Annotated in this window: 18 protein-coding genes; 17 read left to right on the top strand and 1 reads right to left on the bottom strand. The window is 59.2% G+C overall.

Annotated elements, in window-relative coordinates; genetic code table 11:
- Positions 1-445: 445 nt before the first annotated feature.
- The 3 genes from rplJ to ACIP6G_RS02775 all read left to right on the top strand — a co-directional run bounded on the left by rplJ (position 446) and on the right by ACIP6G_RS02775 (position 2,732).
- Positions 446-967, top strand: coding sequence for a 50S ribosomal protein L10 (gene rplJ / locus ACIP6G_RS02785; RefSeq protein WP_105657672.1), 522 nt, complete (start codon positions 446-448; stop codon positions 965-967).
- Between the two features lie 73 nt (positions 968-1,040).
- On the top strand, positions 1,041-1,415 hold the full coding sequence (gene rplL, locus ACIP6G_RS02780; RefSeq protein ID WP_133833621.1) for a 50S ribosomal protein L7/L12: 375 nt from the start codon (positions 1,041-1,043) through the stop codon (positions 1,413-1,415).
- A gap of 147 nt (positions 1,416-1,562) precedes the next feature.
- Positions 1,563-2,732: an acyltransferase family protein gene (locus tag ACIP6G_RS02775; RefSeq protein ID WP_400288541.1), complete on the top strand. Its 1,170-nt coding sequence runs from the start codon at positions 1,563-1,565 to the stop codon at positions 2,730-2,732.
- Here ACIP6G_RS02775 and ACIP6G_RS02770 read toward each other — a convergent pair.
- Positions 2,686-3,183, bottom strand: a complete 498-nt coding sequence (locus ACIP6G_RS02770; RefSeq protein WP_105657669.1) for an aminoacyl-tRNA deacylase — start codon at positions 3,181-3,183, stop codon at positions 2,686-2,688. The genes ACIP6G_RS02775 and ACIP6G_RS02770 overlap by 47 nt on opposite strands.
- A gap of 614 nt (positions 3,184-3,797) precedes the next feature.
- Between ACIP6G_RS02770 and ACIP6G_RS02765 the strand changes: the two genes are divergently transcribed.
- The 14 genes from ACIP6G_RS02765 to rpsS all read left to right on the top strand — a co-directional run bounded on the left by ACIP6G_RS02765 (position 3,798) and on the right by rpsS (position 25,052).
- A complete protein-coding gene (locus tag ACIP6G_RS02765; RefSeq protein WP_400288538.1) occupies positions 3,798-7,304 on the top strand; it encodes a DNA-directed RNA polymerase subunit beta in 3,507 nt (1,168 codons plus the stop codon).
- 97 nt (positions 7,305-7,401) lie between these two features.
- Positions 7,402-11,292 (top strand): DNA-directed RNA polymerase subunit beta', encoded by a 3,891-nt coding sequence (locus tag ACIP6G_RS02760; protein WP_400288537.1) that lies wholly within the window; start codon positions 7,402-7,404, stop codon positions 11,290-11,292.
- Positions 11,293-11,561: 269 nt separating this feature from the next.
- Positions 11,562-12,779: a phosphatidylserine/phosphatidylglycerophosphate/cardiolipin synthase family protein gene (locus tag ACIP6G_RS02755; protein WP_400288535.1), complete on the top strand. Its 1,218-nt coding sequence runs from the start codon at positions 11,562-11,564 to the stop codon at positions 12,777-12,779.
- Positions 12,780-13,240: 461 nt separating this feature from the next.
- A complete protein-coding gene (gene rpsL / locus ACIP6G_RS02750) occupies positions 13,241-13,615 on the top strand; it encodes a 30S ribosomal protein S12 (RefSeq protein ID WP_013349694.1) in 375 nt (124 codons plus the stop codon).
- Positions 13,615-14,085 carry a 30S ribosomal protein S7 gene (rpsG, locus tag ACIP6G_RS02745; RefSeq protein WP_096256908.1) on the top strand — a complete coding sequence of 157 codons (471 nt, stop codon included), beginning with the start codon at positions 13,615-13,617 and terminating at the stop codon, positions 14,083-14,085. The genes rpsL and rpsG overlap by 1 nt, the downstream gene beginning before the upstream one ends.
- Positions 14,086-14,154: 69 nt before the next feature.
- The gene (gene fusA, locus ACIP6G_RS02740; protein ID WP_105657667.1) at positions 14,155-16,269 is read left to right on the top strand and encodes an elongation factor G; all 2,115 of its coding nucleotides are present in this window, start codon (positions 14,155-14,157) and stop codon (positions 16,267-16,269) included.
- 242 nt (positions 16,270-16,511) lie between these two features.
- Positions 16,512-17,702 (top strand): elongation factor Tu, encoded by a 1,191-nt coding sequence (gene tuf / locus ACIP6G_RS02735; protein WP_105657666.1) that lies wholly within the window; start codon positions 16,512-16,514, stop codon positions 17,700-17,702.
- 163 nt (positions 17,703-17,865) lie between these two features.
- Complete coding sequence (locus ACIP6G_RS02730) at positions 17,866-21,603, top strand: hypothetical protein (protein ID WP_400288531.1); 3,738 nt, start codon at positions 17,866-17,868, stop codon at positions 21,601-21,603.
- 398 nt (positions 21,604-22,001) lie between these two features.
- A complete protein-coding gene (rpsJ, locus tag ACIP6G_RS02725; RefSeq protein WP_013349689.1) occupies positions 22,002-22,310 on the top strand; it encodes a 30S ribosomal protein S10 in 309 nt (102 codons plus the stop codon).
- 20 nt (positions 22,311-22,330) lie between these two features.
- Positions 22,331-22,981 carry a 50S ribosomal protein L3 gene (rplC, locus tag ACIP6G_RS02720; protein WP_013349688.1) on the top strand — a complete coding sequence of 217 codons (651 nt, stop codon included), beginning with the start codon at positions 22,331-22,333 and terminating at the stop codon, positions 22,979-22,981.
- 4 nt (positions 22,982-22,985) lie between these two features.
- Positions 22,986-23,588: a 50S ribosomal protein L4 gene (gene rplD / locus ACIP6G_RS02715; protein WP_105657664.1), complete on the top strand. Its 603-nt coding sequence runs from the start codon at positions 22,986-22,988 to the stop codon at positions 23,586-23,588.
- Positions 23,585-23,887, top strand: coding sequence for a 50S ribosomal protein L23 (rplW, locus tag ACIP6G_RS02710; protein ID WP_013349686.1), 303 nt, complete (start codon positions 23,585-23,587; stop codon positions 23,885-23,887). The genes rplD and rplW overlap by 4 nt, the downstream gene beginning before the upstream one ends.
- Before the next feature lie 31 nt (positions 23,888-23,918).
- On the top strand, positions 23,919-24,758 hold the full coding sequence (gene rplB, locus ACIP6G_RS02705; RefSeq protein WP_105657663.1) for a 50S ribosomal protein L2: 840 nt from the start codon (positions 23,919-23,921) through the stop codon (positions 24,756-24,758).
- 12 nt (positions 24,759-24,770) lie between these two features.
- A complete protein-coding gene (gene rpsS / locus ACIP6G_RS02700; RefSeq protein WP_013349684.1) occupies positions 24,771-25,052 on the top strand; it encodes a 30S ribosomal protein S19 in 282 nt (93 codons plus the stop codon).
- Positions 25,053-25,071: the final 19 nt, after the last annotated feature.

The raw sequence follows: 25,071 nt of genomic DNA, 5'->3' as shown, positions 1-25,071 counted from the left end.
CGTACCAGCCGGTAGCCGATGATAAGCTTTGACTACCGAGTATCTCGGTCATCCGCGTATGGATCCCCCAAGGCCCTACGCGGATGAGATACGAAAGTTTCCCCAAAACTTTTGTATCGGCGGGACTTACTACTAGCGTTCCCCAAGCGTTGGTAAATGAGTCCCGCCATTCTAATTTAATTCCCCTAGTGACCAGGATCATGAGATTGGCTCCGGCTTCGATTTGCTGTGGGCTGGAGTGCTCCTATAAACTAGAAATACCGAAGACCGTCGGTCGAGCATTTGGTTTCCAACTGCTCCTAAAGATCCGCAAGGATGACCAACGCAGGTTACATAGATTTTTTGACTTTGAATAAGTTGAAACGCCCTGTGCTCCTGCGCGGGGCTATTTTTATGGCCTCGCCGGTTTTGAAACGGTACCGAACAAATCCCCGGAAGGAGTGTTATGGCAACCCCAAGCAAGACTGCAGCGATTGAAGAAATCACCGCGGAATTCAATGATTCGTCGGCGGCTGTCTTGACCGAATACCGTGGGCTTACCGTTGCACAGCTCAAGGATCTGCGCCGCTCGCTTGGTCAGGAGACCAAGTACGCAGTCGTAAAGAACACCTTGACCGCAATCGCAGCGAAGAACGCTGGCATCGATGCTTTCGATGAACAGCTTTCTGGTCCAACCGCAATCGCCTTCATTAAGGGCGATGCAGTTGCTGCCGCTAAGAGCCTCACGGAATTCGCCAAGACTAACGAAAAGCTGGTCATCAAGACCGGTTGGTTCGAAGGTAAGGCACTGGACCAGAGCGGCATCGCTGCTTTGGCTGCGCTGGAATCCCGCGAAACTCAGCTCGCCCGCGTTGCAGCAGTGCTGCTGGCTCCAGCTTCCGCTGCTGCCCGCGCTGTCGAAGCTCTGCGTGCAAAGCTCGACGAGAACGGTGGCGAAGCTGCCGAGGAAGCTCCGGCAGAAGCCTAAGCTTTCGAGTTCTCTCGCAACGTAAACCCAAATTCATCGGCCCTCAAGGCCAAAAACCGAAAGGACGCCCACCATGGCGAAGCTCAGCAACGAAGAGCTGCTTTCCGCATTCAAGGAAATGACCATCATCGAACTGTCCGAGTTCGTTAAGGAATTCGAAGAGACCTTCGACGTAACCGCTGCTGCTGTTGCAGTTGCTGGTCCAGCTGCAGGCGGCGAAGCTGCTGCTGAAGAGAAGACCGAATTCGACGTAGTCCTCGAGTCGGCCGGCGACAAGAAGATCGCAGTTATCAAGGAAGTTCGCGCACTGACTTCCCTGGGCCTGAAGGAAGCTAAGGAGCTCGTTGACGCTGCTCCAAAGGCTCTGCTTGAGGGTGTTGCAAAGGACGCTGCCGAGAAGGCTAAGGAAGCTCTGGAAGCTGCCGGCGCTACCGTCACCGTTAAGTAAGTACAGCGGTCACTCGCAACTTATTGCCAAAGGTCCACAGACGAAAGTCTGTGGGCCTTTGGTCGTTAAGCTGGGAAGTCCATAGCAATTGTTTTATAACGTTTCTATTAACAGCGTTTATTCAAGTTCATTGTTTACAGTGAAAATGTGTCAAAAACCGTAGCTACCCAGAACCAGAAACCAGCACCGCGGCTAGGGCTCCTAGACGCATTGAGGATTACAGCTGCGCTAATTGTCGTCCTGTACCACTACACCGCATGGGGACATGATCACTGGGGGAGGCAGGCCGCAGAGTTCTGGCCAGTACTCTCCGAATTCACCCGCTACGGACAGCTGGGTGTGCAGTTGTTCTTCCTCATATCGGGCTTCGTAATCCTGATGTCCCTCCAGGGAAAGAACGTCATTGGTTTCATCGGCTCGCGTGTGGGCCGCCTCTACCCGGCCTACTGGCTCGCGGTACTCGCAGCAACAGTACTCTCGCTTGGGATCTGGCCCTCCGGCAACGAGGGACGCTCGGCCAGTGATATTCTGCCCAACCTGAGCATGATGCAGGCTGGATTCGGCGTCACCGATATGGACGGTGTCTATTGGACGTTATGGGTCGAGTTGCGTTTCTACGTGTTGCTCGCAGTGCTCTTGTCCATGGGCTTCGTGAAGAACAAGCACATCCTCTTGCTCTCTGCCATTTGGCCCGCTCTGGGCCTGTATCTGCATTTCACAAGCTTGGACAAGCTGCAGGAATGGATTGCCGGGCAGTATGCGGCCCTGTTCGCAGCCGGCATGGTGCTCTTCTTGATCTATCAAAGCGGCCACAGCATTCTGCGGTGGTCCATGGTCGCAGGCAATACTGCCATCGCCGCATTTTTCACCGGCATCAAGGGGCGCAGTGACGCGGACTTGCTCTCCGGGATGGATATCCCGGCCTGGCATTTCCAGCTGCTGACCGTCCTGTGCGTAGTTCTGCTGGCGGTGTGCACCCTGACTCCGCTCAAGAACGTCCAGGGCAAATGGCTGGCTGTGGCCGGTTCATTGACTTACCCGGTGTACCTGGTGCACCAGTTGTGGGGTTGGTGGCTAATCAACCAGCTGCACGGTTTCGTGAACAAGTACGTGCTGCTGGCCGGTTTGCTGGTGCTGATGCTAGGAATTGCCTACCTGGTGGCACGCTTCGTCGAGCAGCCGCTGGGTCTGCTGCTGCGCAACGCGACGATCAAGGGATTGACCAAGTCGCAGGCCTGGGCCAAGAAGGCATTGGCTAAGCCAGGGCTGGTTATTCCGGAGTCGAAATATCAGCAATCGTGGCATCAAATCCGCTAACCAAATCCTTGGCGCGAACCAGCAGTCCATGGGCTCGGTCCCCGCTGCCCAGTCCTATCTGTTCCGATACGGGCTCTTCGAAGACGCTGGCATCGATGTAGACAGGCAGTACCGTGTGCGAGCCAAAAGGCGTAATGGTTCCGCTCTCGTAGTGCGTGACATCCCAAGCGATATCTGAAGATGGCAGGGAGAGCTTATTGACGCCCATGACTCCGCGCAGCTTCGCCCAGTCCAGTTTCCGCCCGCCGGGGATCAGCGCGAAGACAAAGGTGCCGTCTGTGCGTTTGATAACCAGCGTCTTGAGCAAGGCCGAGGCCGAGATTCCCAAGGCGTCCGCAGCCTCTTCCAGCGAGCGGACCTTGTCGCGCGGCACAATCTCGATTGGGATGTTCCGGCGCGAGGCGTCCAGGGTAACTCGGGTCAGTGCTTCATCTGACTGCAGCTTATTCACTTCGTCTCCTAACCGTGGATGTTTGCTCGATCATAGCTAGTGGCGAAAGAAGAAGCCACCGGACACACGAGGTCGCAAAGGCTTATATCTGCTGGGGGAGCGTGTAGCTTCAAGCCTCCCGGATACCCGGAAAAAAATCTCCAAGAACGTTCGCCATGCGGCTGAAGCGGAGAAAAATTGGGGTTTCTGATGCCTGCTGAGGAGAATGTGACAGAAAGCATAACGTTGCCTGATGCCCGGAATCCGGAGACTGCGTTCAGCGGGCCGAGACCTTTGGCAATTCGCAAGAATCCGCGAAAACAAGGGCATCAGTTGGGAAAATGCATGCACTTTTCGGTGCGCGGTACGACCGGGTTGCGCGCTGGCGCGGTGCTTGGAAACCTGAGTGGCAGCCCGCGCGAAAGTGGGGGCGAAAACTATAGCACGAATTTCTGCACCGAGTATCGACAACCGGATTTTCCTCCGGTAGAGTAGAAATTTGCGCCTTACTGTTTGCGCGCGCGGCCTTCATATAGCGGTGGGTTCGTGCGGACGAAAAAAGAGGAACTGTCCTATGGCGGGAACCTTAGCACGGTAAGCGTTCGGAAACCTGACGGTCTTTGGAAGGATCCATCTTGGTCGCCTCGAGCAACCCTAACAACCAAACCGCTAGTTCGGCTCGCGATGCTGCATACGCTGGCCGACTTTCTTTTGCAAAGATTCACGAACCCCTTGAAGTGCCTAACCTGCTGGCATTGCAGACCGAGAGCTTTGACCGCCTCGTCGGCAACCAGAACTGGGTAGAGCGCCTGGCCAAGGCAGAAGCCGCTGGTGACTTCAGCGTGCCCAACACCTCGGGCCTGGCAGAAATCTTCGAGGAAATCTCCCCAATCGAGGACTTCCAGGACACCATGTCCTTGAGCTTCTCGGATCCGGAGTTCGCTGATCCTAAGTACTCGATCGCAGAGTGCAAGGACCGCGACGCCACCTACGCGGCACCGCTGTATGTCAAGGCCGAATTCATGAACAATGAAACCGGCGAAATCAAGCAGCAGACCGTGTTCATGGGCGATTTCCCGCTGATGAGCGAAAAGGGCACCTTCATTATCAACGGCACCGAGCGTGTCGTTGTGTCCCAGCTGGTTCGCTCCCCAGGTGCGTACTTCGAGTCCACGCCGGACAAGACCAGTGACAAGACGATCTTCTCGGCACGTATCATCCCATCGCGTGGTGCATGGTTCGAGCTGGAAATCGACAAGCGCGACCAGATCGGCGTACGCCTTGATCGCAAGCGCAAGCAGTCGGTCACCGTCTTGCTCAAGGCCCTTGGCTGGAGCGAAGAGCAGATCCTGTCCGAGTTCGGCCAGTACGATTCGATGCGCGCAACCTTGGAAAAGGACAGCATCAGGGATCAGAACGAAGCCTTGCTGGACATCTACCGCAAGCTGCGTCCAGGCGAGCCTCCTACGGTTGAGGCCGCCCAGGCACTGCTGAAGAACATGTACTTCGAGCCTAAGCGCTACGACCTGGCAAAGGTTGGCCGCTACAAGATCAACCGCAAGCTGGGCGTGGAGACTCCGGTCAACGCCGAGAACGCTTCGGTGCTCTCGCTGGACGACCTGGTAGCGATGATCCGCTACCTCGTTGCGCTGCACGCAGGCGAGAAGACTGTTCAGGGCACCCGCAAGGGCGAGATCGTTGACGTTCCCGTTAACGTCGACGACATCGACCACTTCGGCAACCGCCGCATCCGCGCCGTGGGCGAACTGATCGAGAACCAGGTCCGCACCGGCCTGTCCCGCATGGAGCGTGTTGTGCGCGAGCGCATGACCACCCAGGACGTCGAGGCGATCACCCCGCAGACCCTGATTAACATCCGCCCTGTCGTGGCTGCCATCAAGGAGTTCTTCGGAACCTCGCAGCTTTCGCAGTTCATGGACCAGAACAACCCGCTGGCCGGCCTGACCCACAAGCGCCGCTTGTCGGCTCTGGGCCCAGGCGGCCTGTCCCGTGACCGCGCAGGCATGGAAGTACGAGACGTCCACCCGTCCCACTACGGACGCATGTGCCCAATTGAAACCCCTGAAGGCCCGAACATCGGCCTGATCGGTTCGTTGGCTACCTACGGACGCATCAACTCCTTCGGCTTCATCGAAACCCCGTACCGCCGCGTCGCCAATGGCGTCGTGTCCAACGAGGTCGACTACCTGACCGCCGATGACGAGCTGCAGCACTACATCGCACAGGCCAACGCGCCACTGGATGAGAACGGCCGCTTCGTTGAAGAGACCGTTCTGGTTCGCGAAAAGGGCGGTGGCGGCGAGCCTGTTATCGTCGACTCCGATGAAGTGACCTTCATGGACGTTTCGCCGCGCCAGATGGTTTCGGTGGCAACCGCGCTGATTCCATTCCTCGAGCACGACGATGCCAACCGCGCACTGATGGGCGCCAACATGCAGCGCCAGGCTGTGCCGCTGCTGAAGTCCGAGCGTCCGCTGGTGGGTACCGGCATGGAGAAGTTCGCCGCGGTTGACGCCGGCGACTCCGTTGTCGCCGCCAAGCCAGGCGTGGTCACCGAGGTATCCGCTGACCTGGTTGTCGTCATGAACGATGACGGCACCGAGTCGATGTACCCGATCATGAAGTTCGCCCGCTCGAACCAGGGCAACGCCTACAACCAGCGCGTTCGCGTGTCCGAAGGCGACCGCCTGGAATACCAGTCGATCATCGCTGACGGTCCTTCGACCGACTCCGGCGAGCTCTCGCTGGGCAAGAACCTGCTCGTGGCATTCATGTCCTGGGAAGGCTACAACTACGAGGATGCGATCATCCTCTCCCAGCGCATGATCTTCGACGACGTGCTCACCTCGATTCACATCGAAGAGCACGAAGTCGACGCCCGCGACACCAAGCTCGGTGCCGAGGAAATCACCCGCGACATCCCGAATGTCTCGGAAGACATCCTCTCCCAGCTCGATGACCGCGGCATCGTCTACATCGGTGCCGAGGTCGAGGCCGGCGACGTGCTGGTAGGCCGTGTCACCCCTAAGGGCGAGACCGAACTGACCCCGGAAGAGCGCCTGCTGCGTGCCATCTTCGGTGAGAAGTCGCGCGAAGTGCGCGACACCTCGCTGAAGGTTCCGCACGGCGAGTCCGGCACCGTCATTGGTGTTCGCATCTTCGACCGCGACAACGACGATGACCTTTCCCCTGGTGTCAACCAGCTGGTCCGCGTCTACGTTGCCCAGAAGCGCAAGATCTCGATCGGCGACAAGCTCGCAGGTCGCCACGGTAACAAGGGTGTCATCTCGCGCATCATGCCGCTGGAAGACATGCCATTCCTGGAAGACGGCACCCCGCTGGATGTCATCCTGAACCCGCTAGGTGTGCCAGGTCGTATGAACGTCGGCCAGGTTATGGAAATCCACCTGGGTTGGGCTGCCAAGCAGGGCTGGAAGATCGAAGGCGAGCCTGAATGGGTCCGCGATCTGCCGAACCTGCCACGCGAGTCCGGTTCCACCACCGTGGCAACCCCGGTCTTCGATGGCGCTTCCGAAGAGGAAATCCGCGGCATCCTGGATTCGACCAGCAAGACCCGTGACGGTGTGCGCCTGATTGGCAACTCCGGCAAGGCGAAGCTGTTCGACGGCCGCTCCGGCGACCCGCTGCCGGATCCGGTTTCCGTGGGCTACATGTACATCTTGAAGCTCCACCACCTGGTGGACGACAAGATCCACGCCCGTTCCACCGGTCCATACTCCATGATCACCCAGCAGCCACTGGGCGGTAAGGCCCAGTTCGGTGGCCAGCGCTTCGGCGAGATGGAAGTTTGGGCACTGGAAGCATACGGTGCCGCTTACACGCTGCAGGAAATCCTGACCATCAAGTCGGATGATATCCACGGCCGCGTGAAGGTCTACGAAGCTATCGTCAAGGGCGAGAACGTTCCAGAGCCTGGTGTTCCAGAATCGTTCAAGGTGCTCATCAAGGAAATGCAGTCGCTGTGCTTGAACGTCGAGGTACTCGGTACCGACGGCAACACTATCGAAATGCGTGAGTCGGACGAGGAATCGTTCCGCGCCGCTGAAGAGCTGGGCATCGACCTTTCACGGTCGGAGCCGAACTCCGTAGAGGAAGTGTAATCTGGCGCCCTGCCTGCAGGACCTGCAGGCAGCGGCGGCAAATTCCCACCCTCATTCGTATCGACTTCAGACACCACAGAAGAGAGAAAAGGACCATATGTCCAGCGATTCCTCATTCGGCCTCATGCGAATCAACCTTGCCACCGCGGATGAAATCCGTGGATGGAGCTACGGCGAGGTCAAGAAGCCGGAAACCATTAACTACCGCACCCTGAAGCCGGAGAAGGACGGTCTTTTCTGCGAAAAGATCTTCGGCCCTTCCCGCGACTGGGAATGCTACTGCGGCAAGTACAAGCGCGTGCGCTTCAAGGGCATCATCTGCGAGCGTTGCGGCGTCGAGGTGACCCGCGCGAACGTACGCCGTGAGCGCATGGGCCACATCGAGCTGGCAGCTCCTGTGACCCACATCTGGTACTTCAAGGGCGTTCCATCGCGCTTGGGCTACCTGCTCGATCTGGCTCCGAAGGACCTCGAAAAGGTCATCTACTTCGCTGCCTACATGATCACCGGTGTCGACGAAGCACGCCGCCACGCCGAAATGCCTAACCTGCAGGCCCAGCACGACCTGGAACTGCGCAACCTTGCGAACAACTCGGAAGCTGACAAGAAGGCTGTTGCAGCCGACCTGGAAGCCGAGCTGGAGCGCATGGAAGCTGACGGCGCCAAGAATGCCGAGCTGAACAAGGCCCGCACCTTGGCCGAGAAGACTGTTCTGCAGATCGACAAGCGCGCCAAGGCCGAAGCCGAGCGCCTGCGTGCGGTCTGGGAGCGCTTCAAGAACCTGAAGGTCGCCGACCTCGAAGGCGACGAAGGCCTGTACCGCACCATGCGTGAGAAGTACGGACTGTTCTTCGAAGGCTCCATGGGTGCAGAAGCTATCCAGAAGCGCCTTGAGAACTTCGATCTGGCGGCTGAAGCTGAAGAGCTGAAGACCATCATCGAAAACGGCAAGGGCCAGAAGAAGGCTCGTGCGCTCAAGCGCCTGAAGGTCGTCAACGCGTTCCTTGTCAACGGCAACTCGCCTAAGGGCATGGTCCTTGACGCCGTTCCGGTGATCCCGCCAGAACTGCGCCCGATGGTCCAGCTCGACGGTGGCCGTTTCGCTACCTCGGATCTGAACGACCTGTACCGCCGCGTGATCAACCGCAACAACCGCCTCAAGCGCCTGCTTGATCTCGGTGCGCCAGAGATCATCGTGAACAACGAAAAGCGCATGATGCAGGAAGCTGTTGACTCGCTGTTCGATAACGGCCGTCGTGGCCGTCCGGTGACCGGGCCAGGCAACCGCCCGCTGAAGTCCCTGAGCGACATGCTCAAGGGCAAGCAGGGTCGTTTCCGCCAGAACCTGCTGGGCAAGCGCGTTGACTACTCGGGCCGTTCGGTCATCGTTGTCGGCCCGCAGCTGAAGCTGCACCAGTGCGGTCTGCCAAAGCAGATGGCCCTGGAGCTGTTCAAGCCTTTCGTGATGAAGCGCCTGGTTGACCTCAACCACGCACAGAACATCAAGTCGGCTAAGCGCATGGTCGAGCGTTACCGCCCGCAGGTTTGGGATGTTCTCGAAGAGATCATCACCGAGCACCCGGTACTGCTCAACCGTGCACCTACCCTGCACCGCTTGGGTATCCAGGCCTTCGAACCACAGCTGATCGAAGGCAAGGCCCTGCAGCTGCACCCATTGGTTTGCGGCGCGTTCAACGCTGACTTCGACGGTGACCAGATGGCAGTCCACCTGCCGCTGAGCCCAGAAGCACAGGCTGAAGCCCGTATCTTGATGCTGTCCTCGCACAACATCTTGAAGCCTTCCGATGGCCGCCCAGTGGCACAGCCTTCGCAGGATATGATCATCGGCTTGCACCACTTGACCACCAAGCGTGCAACCGAAAAGGGCGCCGGCCGCGTGTTCGCTACCGTATCCGAGGCCATCATGGCCAAGGATCTGGGCGAACTGCACCTGAACGCACCGATCAAGGTCCGCGTGGAGAACTTCGTTCCTTCCGCAGACCAGCCAGCCCCTGAGGGCTGGGAGCCAGGTACCCCGGCATTGCTGGATACCTCGCTTGGCCAGGTGCTGTTCAACGACACCCTGCCTGCGGACTACCCATGGGTAGCCACCGTAGCGGGCAAGGATGCGCTCTCGGAGATCGTCAACGATCTGGCAGAGCGCTACCCGAAGATCATTGCCGCAGCTACCCTGGATAACCTGAAGGACGCCGGTTTCTACTGGTCGACCCGCTCGGGTGTCACCGTGGCGATCTCGGACATTACCTCGAACATGGATAAGGCAGCCATCTTGGCTCCTTACGAGGTAAAGGCCGCCAAGGTCCAGGCTTCCTACGACAAGGGCCTGATTGCAGATACCGAGCGCCGCCAGGACCTGATCGACATCTGGACCAAGGCTACCGACGAGGTTGCCGAGGCAATGAAGAACGGCATGGAAGAGCTGAACACCATTAACCGAATGGTGACTTCCAAGGCTCGTGGTAACTACCTGCAATTGCGTCAGATCGCGGGTATCCGTGGTCTGGTGTCCAACCCTAAGGGTGAAATTATTCCTCGCCCGATCAAGTCTTCCTACCGTGAAGGCCTGTCGGTTCTGGAGTACTTCATCGCGACCCACGGTGCCCGTAAGGGCCTGGCGGATACCGCGCTGAAGACCGCTAACTCGGGTTACCTGACCCGTCGTCTGGTGGACGTTTCGCAGGATGTTATCGTTCGCGAAGAGGACTGCGGCACCAAGCGCGGCTTGACCGTTGCCATTGCAGATAACTCTGCCGGCATCCGCGTCAAGCACGAGACCGTGGAGAACTCGGCGTACACCCGTACGCTGGCTACCGACGTCAAGAACACTGAAGGCACCGTGCTGGCTACCGCCGGTTCGGATGTCGGCGACGTGCTGATCGACGAGCTGTACGCTGCAGGCGTGGATGAAATCCGCGTTCGCTCCGTGCTGACCTGCGACTCGGCTGTTGGAACCTGTGCTCTGTGCTACGGCCGTTCGCTGGCCAGCGGCAAGACCGTGGACATCGGCGAGGCTGTTGGCATTATCGCCGCGCAGTCCATCGGCGAGCCTGGTACCCAGCTGACCATGCGTACCTTCCACACCGGTGGTGTAGCGTCGGCTGACGATATCACCCAGGGTCTGCCTCGTATCCAGGAACTGTTCGAAGCCCGTACCCCTAAGGGTGTGGCTCCGATGTCCGAGGTTTCCGGTCGCGTGTCGATCGAAGACGACGAGAAGCAGCTGCGTGTTGTAGTGACTCCGGACAACGGCGACGAGAAGCAGGCCTACCCGGTTCTGCGTCGTGCTCGCCTGTTGGTTGAAGAGGGCGAAAGCATCGTTGCCGGTACCCAGCTCACCAGCGGTACCTTGGATCCGAAGCAGGTTCTTCGAGTCCTCGGCCCACGTGAGGCACAGAAGTTCCTGGTCCGCGAGGTCCAGGATGTGTACCAGTCCCAGGGTGTGGGCATCCACGATAAGCACGTGGAAGTCATCGTCCGCCAGATGCTGCGCCGCGTCACTGTCATCGAGTCGGGCGAGACCGACTTGCTGCCAGGCGAGTTGGCCGATCGTTCGCGCTTCACCGCGGCGAACCGCAAGGCTGTCTCGGAAGGCAAGCGTCCAGCTGCCGGCCGTGACGAGCTGATGGGCATCACCAAGGCATCGCTGGCCACCGATTCGTGGCTGTCGGCTGCTTCCTTCCAGGAAACCACTCGCGTCCTGACCCAGGCTGCGATGGAAGGCAAGGAAGATCCACTGCGCGGTCTGAAGGAAAACGTGATCATCGGTAAGCTGATCCCGGCCGGTACCGGTCTGGATCGCTACACCCAGGTCAACGTCGAGCCAACCGATGAAGCAAAGGCAACTTTGTTCACCGGCACCTCGGCCTTCTCCTCGGGCCTGTACGACGATGCGCTGGAAGGCGGGCTGTCGCCTGAATTCCGTGCCATCTCGATGGATGACTACGATCACGGCTCGGACTTCCGCTAAACCGGAGAAGCCCGAATCGAGCAGTAGCTAGCCGGCAGGGCCCGTTGCACGCAGATGCGTGCAACGGGCCCTGCCGCATTTAAGCTGTTTCGCTTCTGTTCACCCTCGGGACACGCAATTATCACCGGTGCATGAAAAAGTTCAGTTGCCGGAGCGATGCGTTCCATGGGACGCCTTCCACCCATGCGGCGCGGCCGAGCCGGCCAGACCTCGGGGACATCAGCAAATTCCGCTCCCGTCGCCGATTGATGCCAGAAAAAGGTGAGAAGTTGAGTAAAACATTGAAAGCCGCTGCAACCGGCGCCATGATCCTCGCGCTGCTGTTCAATTCCATGCCGGCCCATGCCACGCAGCGGATCGAAACTGGCAAGCAGCCCGAGACCCCCTGCGCGGCAGCGCCGTTGGCCAAGGTTGAAACCGGAGCGGTCTTCTCCGATCCGCTAGAAGGCCGGGCCGGAGCAGTGTCCGAGCGCCTGTGCTCGTACTTCAAGCAGGCCTATGCAGGATCAACCATTAAGCTGGCGGCTTTCGTGATTTCGGGGGAGAGCGGCGAAGACTACGTGGACCAGTTGCTCGCAGCACATGCGCGCGGGGTAGAAATACAGGTGGTCATCGACGGGTGGCAAATCTCCAAGGCTCCGGCAGCGAGGCTCATCAATACGCTGGGCACAGATATGAGCTCAGGATCGTGGGTAGCGGTGTGCTCCCACCAGTCGCCTGAGGGAAACACCAGTTCTTGCCAGGGAACCAAAGGCATGCACAACAAGTTCGTGCTGTTCTCAGCGCTGGGTGGGCAGGAAAATGTTGTAGTGCAGGCTTCTGCCAATGTCACCGACGTGAATCACACCAGCTACTGGAACAACGCGCTGACCGTGACCGGCGATGATGGTTTGTACGATGCCTATCGGTCCTACCATGCCGATTTGGCGCGCATGGAACAGTCGCCAGACTACAACAAGACAGTGGCTTCGCGCGGCCCGGCTGGGGCATCGGTAGTCCGGTTCTTCCCAGCTGCCGCCGATGATCCGGTAGCGCAGCGGCTCGCGCGGCTGGAGTGCAAAAACAGGAACAGCTCGGCGGCAGTGGTCATGAGCGAATGGGACGATACACGCACCGCCATCGCTGAGGAACTGGCCCGGCTGAAAACCCAAGGCTGCGCTGTCTCAGTAGCTGCTGGGCCGGTCGGGGCGCAGGTTGCCAATATCCTGGATGCCGCAGGGATCAGCCGTCGCTCAGTAGAGGACAGCTCGACTACAGGGCGCATTCATTCGAAGTATCTGGTGGTTTCCGGCCTTCGGGAGGTGGCTTCTTCGGAAGGCTGCCGCGGGGATGCGTCTTTCGTCTTCACCGGTAGCCATAACTACAACTCCACCAGCCTGCGCCGCAATGACGAAGCCATCCTGGAACTGCATAACCGGAATGTCGTGAAAGACTACCATGCTAATGCCCAGCGTCTGATGCAGATTGGCGTGCCTGCCGCCGGCTAGTAGAGCCGGTTTAGGGTGATTTGTCCTCTGGGCGATGAAACATCTGGTGTGACGTGGCTACGGCCACAACACGCCATTGGCGGCGGCTGTGGATTCAGGTGGTTTTCATCTGGCGGTCCCGTGGCGTTCAGCTGGGGTCGATAGCGTAGTCACTACCCAAACCGTCTCGATGGCGGCGGGGGCCAAGAGTTGCCAGGTCGGTGAGATAGCTTACTGTACATGGTGGCTCGGTGGATTAATGCTAGACTGGGATCAATTGTTTTATGTGTGGCAAAATGGACTCCGTCCGGGTTGCGGGTAGGTTGCGCAACGAATGCCACACTTTCGCACGCCTAGGGACTTTTGATTCTGAGTGCGCGGTAAAGCAAGCAGCTAGCTACATTGCGAAGCGCTAAAACTTTTCTAGGCTTAGGCGTTTTCGTCGTGTTGCCGAAGAACTTAGACAATGGAAGGACACGAAAGTGCCTACTATTCAGCAGCTGGTCCGCAAGGGCCGCTCGCCTAAGGTCGTCAAGACCAAGGCCCCTGCCCTTAAGGGCAACCCAATGCGCCGTGGCGTGTGCACCCGTGTGTACACCACCACCCCGAAGAAGCCAAACTCGGCTCTGCGTAAGGTCGCACGTGTGCGCCTTGCCGGTGGCGTCGAAGTGACCGCTTACATTCCAGGTGTCGGACACAACCTGCAGGAACACTCCATCGTGCTCGTTCGCGGTGGTCGTGTAAAGGACCTTCCAGGTGTTCGCTACAAGATTGTTCGTGGTGCTCTGGATACCCAGGGTGTGAAGGATCGTAAGCAGGCTCGTTCCCGCTACGGTGCAAAGAAGGATGGTAAGTAATGCCTCGTAAGGGTCCGGCGCCAAAGCGCCCACTAGTTTCTGATCCAGTCTTCGAATCCCCATTGGTCACCCAGCTGATCAACAAGGTTCTCGTAGACGGCAAGAAGTCCACTGCAGAGCGCATTGTTTACGGTGCACTCGAAGGTGCCGCAGCAAAGTCCGGCGCCGACGCTGTTTCGACCCTCAAGAAGGCTATGGACAACATCCGTCCAGCCCTCGAGGTTCGTTCCCGCCGCGTCGGTGGCGCTACCTACCAGGTTCCTGTTGAGGTCAAGCCAGGCCGTGCAACCGCACTGGCTCTGCGCTGGCTGGTTGGCTACTCGAAGGCTCGCCGCGAGAAGACCATGATCGAGCGTTTGATGAACGAGATCCTGGACGCATCGAACGGTCTGGGTGCCGCTGTGAAGCGTCGCGAAGACACTCACAAGATGGCCGAGTCCAACAAGGCCTTCGCACACTACCGCTGGTAAGAACCGCTCGGAAAAGCTGGGCATCAACCGATGCCCAGCAATTCCGGCCTCACCTTATAGGGAGACAACGTGGCACAGGACGTGCTTACTGACCTTAACAAGGTCCGCAATATCGGCATCATGGCTCACATCGATGCCGGTAAGACCACTACTACTGAGCGCATCCTTTTCTACACGGGTGTGAACCACAAGCTCGGTGAAACCCACGACGGTGCTTCGACCACCGACTGGATGGAACAGGAAAAAGAGCGCGGTATCACCATTACCTCCGCTGCTGTTACCTGCTTCTGGAACAAGAACCAGATCAACATCATCGACACCCCGGGCCACGTTGACTTCACCGTTGAGGTGGAGCGCTCGCTGCGCGTGCTCGATGGCGCCGTTGCCGTCTTCGATGGCAAGGAAGGCGTTGAGCCTCAGTCCGAGACCGTTTGGCGCCAGGCTGACAAGTACGACGTTCCACGTATCTGCTTCGTCAACAAGATGGACAAGCTGGGCGCTGACTTCTACTTCACCGTAGATACCATCATCCAGCGCCTTGGTGCCAAGCCGCTGGTTATGCAGCTGCCAATCGGCTCCGAGTCCGAGTTCACCGGTGTCGTTGACCTGCTGTCCATGAAGGCATTCGTTTGGGAAGGCGACTCCAAGGGTGACGTCACCATGGGCGCTGCTTACGAAACCCGCGAAATCCCTGCCGACTTGGTTGAGCGTGCTGAAGAGTACCGCGCCAAGCTGGTTGAAGATGTCGCTGAGGCATCCGAAGAGCTCATGGAGAAGTACCTCGAAGGTGAAGAAATCTCCGTTGAGGAACTCAAGGCTGGCATCCGCAAGCTGACCGTGAACTCGGAAGCTTACCCAGTATTCTGTGGTTCGGCCTTCAAGAACCGCGGCGTTCAGCCAATGCTGGATGCAGTCATCGACTTCCTGCCGAACCCACTGGACGTTGGCGCCACCATCGGTCACGATCCGAAGGACGAAGAAGTTGAGCTGACCCGCGAGCCTTCGGAGGACGCACCGTTCTCGGCACTTGCGTTCAAGATCGCCGCTCACCCGTTCTTCGGCCAGTTGAACTTCATCCGCGTTTACTCCGGCAAGGCAGAGTCCGGCGCACAGCTGCTGAACTCCACCAAGGGCAAGAAGGAACGCGTAGGCAAGCTCTTCCAGATGCACTCCAACAAGGAGAATCCGGTAGACGAGATCCACGCAGGTCACATCTACGCTGTAATCGGACTGAAGGCCACCACCACCGGTGACACCCTATGTGATCCAGCCCACCCAATCGTTCTCGAGTCGATGAGCTTCCCGGATCCAGTGATCTCTGTGGCCATCGAACCAAAGACCAAGGGTGACCAGGAAAAGCTGTCGACCGCTATCCAGAAGCTGTCGGCGGAAGATCCAACCTTCACCGTGTCCCTGAACGAAGACACCGGCCAGACCGTCATTGGCGGTATGGGTGAGCTTCACCTGGACATTCTGGTTGACCGCATGAAGCGCGAATTCCGTGTGGAAGCAAACGTTGGCAAGCCACAGGTTGCATACCGCGAAACCATCAAGAAGGCTGTGGAGAAGGTTGACTTCACCCACAAGAAGCAGACCGGTGGTTCGGGTCAGTTCGCAAAGGTCCAGGTCTCGTTCGAGCCTCTGGAAGTTGTTGACGGCGTCACCTACGAGTTCAAGAACGCCGTGACCGGTGGTCGTGTTCCTCGTGAGTACATCCCATCCGTTGACGCTGGTATCCAGGACGCAATGCAGTACGGTATCCTCGCAGGCTACCCACTGGTCGGTGTCAAGGCTACCCTCATCGATGGTGCTTACCACGATGTCGACTCCTCGGAAATGGCCTTCAAGATCGCTGGTTCGCAGGTATTCAAGGAAGGCGCACGCCGCGCTAACCCTGTTTTGCTTGAACCGCTGATGGCTGTTGAAGTCCGTACCCCGGAAGAGTACATGGGCGACGTTATCGGCGACCTGAACTCCCGTCGTGGTTCGATCAGCGAGATGTCCGACGCTGCTGGCGTCAAGGTCATCCGCGCTGGTGTGCCACTGTCGGAAATGTTCGGTTACATTGGTGACCTGCGTTCGAAGACCCAGGGTCGCGCAGTTTACTCGATGACCTTCGACAGCTACTCTGAGGTCCCGAAGGCAGTTGCCGACGAGATCATCCAGAAGTCCCGCGGCGAGTAATCGCCTCGGTATAAAAACCTGGCCGTGACCCCCTTAGCGGGGAAGTGGCCGATCGCGGGCCGGTTCCGTTGAAAAACGGAGCCGGCACCGCAAACGGCCAACGAGGGATTTGCATCACAATGCAGGCCCCGCAGAGGACCGGAATTTCCTAAATTATCCAAGCCCCCAGTAGACTATTTCTAGTTCGTTTGCGAACCGCGCAGACGAAGAATGTCTTCTGTAAATGTTTCTAGGAGGAACTTGTGGCAAAGGCAAAGTTCGAGCGCAACAAGCCGCACGTCAACATTGGTACCATCGGTCACGTTGACCACGGTAAGACCACTCTGACCGCGGCAATCTCCAAGGTTCTGGCTGACAAGTACCCAGACCTGAACGAACAGCGCGACTTCGCTAACATCGACTCGGCACCGGAAGAGCGCCAGCGCGGTATTACCATCAACATCTCGCACATCGAGTACCAGACCGAGAAGCGCCACTACGCACACGTAGACGCTCCAGGTCACGCTGACTATGTCAAGAACATGATCACCGGTGCTGCTCAGATGGACGGCGCAATCCTCGTTGTTGCCGCTACCGATGGCCCGATGGCTCAGACCCGTGAGCACGTTCTGCTGGCCCGTCAGGTTGGTGTTCCAACCCTGATGGTTGCACTGAACAAGTCGGACATGGTTGATGACGAAGAGCTGCTCGAGCTCGTGGAGATGGAAGTTCGCGAACTTCTGTCCTCGCAGGGCTTCGATGGCGATGACGCTCCAGTGATCCGCGTTTCGGGCCTGAAGGCTCTGGAAGGCGACGCAAAGTGGGTTGCAGCTATCGAGGAACTGATGGATGCAGCTGACAGCTTCATTCCAGACCCAGTTCGCGACCGCGACAAGCCATTCCTGATGCCAATTGAAGACGTCTTCACCATCACCGGCCGCGGTACCGTTGTTACCGGTCGCGCCGAGCGTGGCACCCTGGCTATCAACTCGGAAGTTGAGATTGTTGGCATCCGCCCAATCCAGAAGACTACCGTTACCGGTATCGAGATGTTCCACAAGCAGCTCGACGAAGCATGGGCTGGCGAGAACTGTGGTCTGCTGCTTCGCGGTCTGAAGCGCGACGATGTTGAGCGTGGCCAGGTTATCGTAGCCCCAGGCTCGATCACCCCACACACCAACTTCGAAGCTAACGTCTACATCCTGTCGAAGGACGAAGGCGGACGTCACAACCCGTTCTACTCGAACTACCGTCCGCAGTTCTACTTCCGCACCACCGACGTAACCGGCGTTATCACCCTCCCAGAGGGCACCGAAATGGTTATGCCTGGCGACAACACCGAAATGTCGGTTGAGCTGATCCAGCCAATCGCCATGGAAGAGGGCCTCGGCTTCGCAATTCGCGAAGGCGGCCGCACCGTTGGTTCGGGCAAGGTAACCACCATCACCAAGTAGTCTCTACTTGATGAGGTAGTTCCCTAGTGAACTGAAAAGAATCCCCCAGCACTTTTGTGCTGGGGGATTTTTTTCGTTAAATACGAGCCTCAGCTAGTGAATATATCTAGAAGGTGGTCTAATTGGAGGGCGCGACAATTCGCTAAGTGGGGGAGTGGCATCAATGATGGGCTGGATCATCGTTTCTATCATCTTGGTCCTATTGGCTTTCGGCCTCGGCCGGCGCCAGGGGAGTCGGGATAAATCGCAAAGCCAGCAGCAGCTTGATGCGCTGGGCGAAGCGTGGCAGCAAGGCTACGACGAGGCAGTGAAGTACCTGGGGCAACCCGGGCCGCCGGGTGCCTCGGCACCGGCTGCTGCCCAAGCGCCGGGGGTCCCCGCACAGCCGCTCGAAGCGCAGCCTGCAAGCCGCAAAGATGCAGCGCCGGCCGCATCGATGGCACCTTCCAGCCAGCCATACCTCCAGCCATCGGCGGCCGGTGCTGCCCCCGCGTACCGCGCGCCGCTCCCCACGGCCACTCTCCAGCCTGCTGCACCGGTTAAGCCAATCAAGGTGCTCACCAAACGCGAGCGCGAACTGCGCAACATCAACATCACGCTGTACGTCGCGGCCCTGATGATCGTTGCCGCCGGCGCACTCTTCCTGAGCTTCGCGCTTCCGCCACTGTCAAAGCTCATCGCCTTATTCCTGCTGTCTGCCGCTTTCTACGGCGGAGGCCTGGTCACCTTCGCAGTGAAACCGTCCTTGCGTCCGGCAGGAGCCGCCTTTGCCGGCACCGGGCTGGCTTTGTTGCCGCTGTGCGCCATCGCTACCTACAGCACGGTGAACATATCCGGCCCGGCGACCTGGCTGGTTTTCTCAGCCATCGGCACATTAGCCGTGGGCTACGCAACACTGACGTTCAAGTCCCGTGTTCTGGCGTGGGTTGCCGTGCTGATTCTGGTCAGCAGCGCCATGGCCGGCGCGGCCGCGATGCAGCGTGGCGTCCTCTACTACATGCTGATCCTGCTGGTGCTCTCAATTGCGCTGATGCTCTTGGCGGTACGCAGCGAAAGGATCCGCCACTCAATCTTCTTCCGGGCCCTGCACGGCACCGCGCAGCTGCTGCCTGCGTTTGTCTTTGCGCTCTCGGTGATCCTCTTGGAGATGCTCGCCAGCCGGGATTTGTTCTGGATCTTCGCGTTGCTCACCGCCCAGTTGCTGCTCAGCGTCAGGCTGTTGCCCAACCTGCGGCTGCTGCGCACCTACGCTGCCCGCGCTGCTTTCATGGCGATGCTCGTGGCCGGCTGCAACTACCTCGGTTTCTCCGCAACGAGCAGCTGGCTGGTGCTCGCCTTCGCCTTCGGGCTCCAAGCCGTAGCGGTATTGCTCTGCTCCACCGGCTACCAGCAGAGGCTGGGATTGGCACGCAGGCACCTGCAAAGTGAACGTGCGGTGCTGTGGTGCTTAGCGGTGGCTTCGGTGATCGGCGCGTTTCTCTACGCGCAGGGCTTCGAGGCCTTCGTGCTCAGCTACATCGCGGTTCCGATCTTCATGGCGCTGGGCATTCCCGGCTTGCTGCGCAGCGCCAAGCTGGAAGTTGGAGTCATCGCGGTTCTTCCCCTGGTGGCGCTGGTAGATATGCAGAACCACAGTTGGCGCCCGCTGGTGGTATTCGCCCTGGCCCTGCTCGGGCTTTCGCTGGCTCAGCGCAACGCCCGGAACCTGCGCAGGGAAATGACGCTCCATGCGCGCTGGGTCGTTACCCTGGTTGGCGCAGGCGTGCTTGGTGCTGCGCTTGATGAGCTCACGGCTGGGGACTATGGAAATCCTGACGGCTCATCCCCGTTGATTGCGGTGCTCTTCGTGCTGTTCATCTTGTGGGCGGCGAATCTGGCGAGCCGTGCCGTGCTGGATTCCGGCATGGCGCAGGGGCACCGGCTGGGACGGGTGGGCGCTTCGGCTTTGCTTGGCGTGGTGCTGCTCTTCAGCCTGCGCCTGCTGACAACCGCTGGCGACTATTCCTACGCCAGCGAAAGCACCGTGGTGTTCCTGGGTATCGGCGGGCTGGCGTGGTTCATCACTGGCCTTGTGCTCGCAGTTGGCCTGGTCATTGCCTCGGGTTGGCGGCTTCGCGATATTCCTGCACAGCGCCCCGAGCTGGAACAGCCGATCAATGTCGTTGCGGCCTGCCTGCTGATGGGGCTTTATGCGCTCAGCTTCGGCAAGGAGATCTGGCCGCTGGCAATCCTCATCGGGGCGGCAACCTTGGGCTATTTCATCTGGAGCTTGCGCCGCAGCACAAATACGCGGTGGAAGATCCTCTATGCAGCGTTGGCCCAAGTGCTCTTCAGTTCCATGGTGTGGTGGATTGCCTACAGCATGGAATTCGACATCCATGGCCGGTTCTGCCTGCTGCTGGTTTCGATAGCCGTCCCGCAGCTGCTCCGCTTGCTGGCTAGCATCCGCGACGGCAAAGCACTGCGCCGGGAATTGCGCTGGATGGCAGTGGGACTGCTGGCTGGCATTCCACTGGCGACGCTGCCCTACGGGCAGTTCGCGGGCGGCATGGATCGGGGAACGATCCTCTTGGCCTGCTTATTCTTCGGGCTGCACGGGCTGGCCGCGTTCAAGGCCGAGACCAGCTTGACGGTGGCCAAGCGACAGCTCTATCTATTTGCCCCGATCCTGGCACTGATCCTGCTGATCAGCATTCCGGCACTGGCCATGGAAGATGCGACCGGATGGGTCCGCTCTACGTGGTGGAGTTCCCAGGTTGCTTGCGCCATGCTGCTGGCCCTGAGCCTGGCGGCACTCGTGCTTGAACGGCGGTTGCGCGCCAACAAGTCGTACTCGATAGCCCTGGGCCTGGCCATCTTCCTTCCGGCGGCGTGGGCCGCCGCGTGGCAGGCGGGGTCGTGGTGGGCAGTGGGTGCGCACCTGCTGCTGGCCCTCGGCTTCATCCTGCTGGTGCACACGCGCAAGAGCGCCTGGTACGCGGCCGGAGCCGCCATCATGCTGTGCGTCGCTATCCTGCGTGCAGTCTTCGAGGTGCGGCAAGCCGGTGGGGCAGTGGTGCTAGCACCGATGGATGCCGCATGGGCGCTGGTTGGCGCGGGCCTCGCGCTGTACCTGCTGGCAATCTTCCATGGGCGAATGAAGGATCCAATTCCCGGCTATCCGGAATCCGGCTACCTCCATGCCGATCCGCCCGGCAGCTCCTCGCGCTTGTACTTCGCGGCAATGCTCCTGGCCCTGTTGCTGGCCGGTGGCATCGCCCATCTGGATGGCGGTGCGATTTGGCAGGTGGCTGGCGGAGCGCTGCTGGTCTTCGGCGTTGCGGTGCTGGTGCGGCTCTTTGAACTTCCGCGGCGGCTGGTGCCCTACGCGGTGGACGGCTTCATCCTCCTGGGCGCGCTGCTGGCGCTGGGCAGCTATGCCCAGATCCTTGGCACACCGCGGGCCAGCAACTTGGCGGCCTACGCCTGCATTGTTGCAGTAGTGCTGGTCGCGTGGCGCAATATCAGGGCCAACGCGCGATTGGAGAGGGCATACCTGCTGGCCGCCTCGGTGGCCGGCAGCCTGGCCTTGCTCGCCGCACTGGTCCAATCCAATGGTGTTGCGCAGGCGATCGGCCTGGTCTTCTTCGGTGGATTGGTGGCCTGGGGCTTGAAGCTGGGGGAGCGGTTGTTCATTTGGTGGGGTGCGGCGGCTATCACCTTGTCCGTCTTGTGGTTCCTGCGCGATTTGGCATTCCTCTGGCTGGTGGTCATTGGCTTGGGGCTGATTGCGGCCGCGGTCTTCAAGCTGGTGAAGGTCGACAAGCAGAATTCGCTGCCGGTGAGGCCGCAAAACCCTGTTGATCCACCGATCCCTGCGGGGCAGGAGCCGTCCGGGCAGGACGGGCCGCGCCAGGTGTGAGGTCAAGATCACGGGCGCGGATAGGCATAAAAGATTTGCGCGATCGTTGCCGACCTGTCAGACTAGATAAGTTGCTTCAATGCAACCCGGTCCCCATTTATGGGGTAACCGGTCTGGTTTGAACGACCGGGATCGACTCTCACGCAGGATAATGCCTGGGGTTCGGGATCGATACGACTGCTTCAAACTATAAGGCCCTTCGATAAAGTGAAAACTTTGTGGGAGTGTTGTGACTGAAAATTTCACGACACGCCCGAGCGCGGGGGTCGGAGCCTCCTGCGGGTGAGGAACCCGGATCTGATCCGGATTCAGCCGCAGAGCAAGGCGTGCCGGTCTGCAAGGACCCGTATATAGGCACAGAAACTTTAGATAGTGCTAACAGAAAGAGGCATGACGCCATGGCGGGACAGAAAATCCGCATCCGGCTGAAGTCGTATGACCACGAGGTCATTGACGTTTCGGCCCGGAAGATCGTTGAGACGGTCACGCGCGCAGGCGCAACCGTAGTCGGCCCAGTGCCGCTGCCAACGGAGAAGAACGTGTACTGCGTTATCCGTTCGCCACACAAGTACAAGGACAGCCGTGAGCACTTCGAAATGCGCACGCACAAGCGTCTGATCGACATCGTCGATCCGACCCCGAAGGCTGTTGATTCGCTGATGCGTCTCGACCTGCCAGCGGATGTCAACATCGAAATCAAGCTTTAAGGGGAGGTGGCGAGAAAACTATGACCGCAACCCGTAATTTCAAGGGCCTGCTGGGCACGAAGCTCGGCATGACCCAGGTTTGGGATTCGAACAACAACCTGATCCCTGTCACCGTCGTGCAGGCTGATAGCAACGTTGTCACCAAGCTCATCAACGAAGAGCGCGATGGCTACACCGCAGTTCAGATCGGCTACGGCCAGATCGATCCTCGCAAGGTCACCAAGCCACTGGCTGGTCACTTCGAGGCTGCTGGCGTCACCCCACGTCGCCACTTGGTAGAACTGCGCACTGCAGACGCTGCCGAGTACACCGCAGGCCAGGAACTTTCCGTAGAGGTCTTCGAAGCCGGCCAGAAGGTCGACGTCGTAGGCACCTCGAAGGGTAAGGGCTTCGCCGGCGTTATGAAGCGTCACAACTTCCACGGTGTTGGCGCATCGCACGGTGCTCACAAGAACCACCGTAAGCCAGGTTCCATCGGCGGCGCATCGACCCCAGGTCGCGTTTTCCGTGGACAGAAGATGGCTGGTCGCATGGGTGCTGAGCGTGTTACCACTCAGAACCTGACCATTCACGCTATCGACGCTGAGAAGAACCTCCTGCTGATCAAGGGTGCCGTTCCAGGCGCCCGCGGCCGCGTCGTTCTCGTACGCAACGCCGTGAAGGGAGCATAAGTAAATGACTAAGGCACTTAACGTCGAACTGCCTGCAGAGATCTTCGACGTACAGACCAACGTCCCGCTGCTGCACCAGGTTGTCGTTGCACAGCTTGCTGCTGCCCGCCAGGGTACCCACAAGACCAAGGACCGCTCCGAGGTTTCGGGTGCAGGTCGCAAGCCGTTCAAGCAGAAGGGTACCGGCCGCGCCCGTCAGGGTTCGATCCGTGCTCCGCACATGACCGGCGGTGGCATTGTCCACGGTCCAACCCCACGTGATTACTCGCAGCGTACCCCGAAGAAGATGAAGGCTGCTGCACTGCGCGGCGCCCTGTCTGATCGCGCACGCTTCGATCGCGTTCACGTGATTGAGAACTTGGTTGCTGGCGAAACGCCTTCGACCAAGGATGCTCTGGCTACCTTGCGTTCGCTCACCGAGCGCAAGAACCTGCTTGTCGTCATCGATCGCGCCAACGATGTTGCAGCCCTTTCGGTTCGCAACCTCGTCAATGTGCACGTTCTGTACGTCGACCAGCTGAACACCTACGATGTTCTGGTTTCGGATGACGTAGTCTTCACCAAGGCTGCCTTCGATGCCCTGGTCCAGAAGGAGGAAGCCAAGTGAGCGCGTTCTCAAAGGCTCCACACGACGTGGTCATCGCACCTGTCGTATCGGAAAAGAGCTACGGTCTGATCGATCAAGGTCAGTACACCTTCGAGGTGGCACCAAGCTCCAACAAGTCGGAAATCAAGTACGCCGTTGAAGCGATCTTCAACGTCAAGGTTGACTCCGTAAACACCATCAACCGAGCTGGTAAGCGCAAGCGCACCCGCTTCGGGTGGGGATCGCGCAAGAGCACCAAGCGCGCCATCATCACCTTGAAGGACGGCTCGATTGACATCTTCGGCGGTCCGCTTTCCTAAGCGGAGACCACTTTAACGAGGAATATTAATAATGGGAATTCGTAAGTACAAGCCGACTACCCCGGGCCTTCGCGGCTCGTCGGTAGCCGACTTCGCAGAAATCACCCGATCGACTCCGGAAAAGTCGTTGGTTCGTCCCCTGACCAAGTCAGGCGGCCGTAACAACACCGGTAAGATCACCACCCGTCACAAGGGTGGCGGACACAAGCGCGCCTACCGTGTTATCGACTTCCGTCGTCACGACAAGGACGGCGTTCCGGCAAAGGTCGCTCACATCGAGTACGACCCGAACCGTACCGCTCGTATCGCACTGCTCCACTACGTGGACGGCACCAAGCGCTACATCATCGCACCGAACAACCTCAAGCAGGGTGACCCAATTGAGGCCGGCGCAAGCGCCGACATCAAGCCAGGCAACAACCTGCCACTGCGTAACATCCCGGTTGGTACCGTGATTCACGCTGTTGAGCTTCGCCCAGGCGGCGGCGCTAAGATGGCTCGTTCCGCTGGTGCATCGATCCAGCTGGTAGCCCGTGAGGGCCGCTACGCCCAGCTGCGTTTGCCTTCGGGTGAAATCCGCAACGTTGATGTGCGCTGCCGCGCAACCATCGGCGAAGTTGGCAACGCTGAGCAGATCAACATCAACTGGGGCAAGGCCGGCCGTATGCGCTGGAAGGGCGTACGCCCAACCGTTCGCGGTGTTGTCATGAACCCAGTTGACCACCCACATGGTGGCGGTGAGGGCAAGACCTCCGGTGGTCGTCACCCGGTCAACCCTAACGGTAAGCGTGAGGGACGCACCCGTCGTCCAAACAAGGAAAGCGACAAGCTCATTGTGCGTCGCCGCAAGACCGGCAAGAACAAGCGATAGGAGCCTGGAAACATGCCACGCAGCCTGAAGAAAGGCCCCTTCGTCGATCAGCACCTGTTCCTAAAGGTCGTTGCTGAAAACGATAAGGGCACCAAGAACGTCATCAAGACGTGGTCCCGCCGTTCGATGATCATCCCGGACATGCTGGGACACACCATCGCCGTACACGACGGTCGCAAGCACATTCCTGTGTTCGTAACCGAATCGATGGTTGGACACAAGCTCGGAGAGTTTGCCCCAACCCGTACGTTCCGTGGCCACGTGAAGGACGACAAGAAGGGCAAGCGCCGCTAGGCCCCGCAAGGGTACTAGT

The organism is Glutamicibacter sp. NPDC088483, assembly GCF_044753145.1.
GTDB lineage: Bacteria > Actinomycetota > Actinomycetes > Actinomycetales > Micrococcaceae > Glutamicibacter.
The sequence above is the reverse complement of the archived record's forward strand: the minus strand, read 5'-3'. Positions and strand labels throughout refer to the sequence as shown.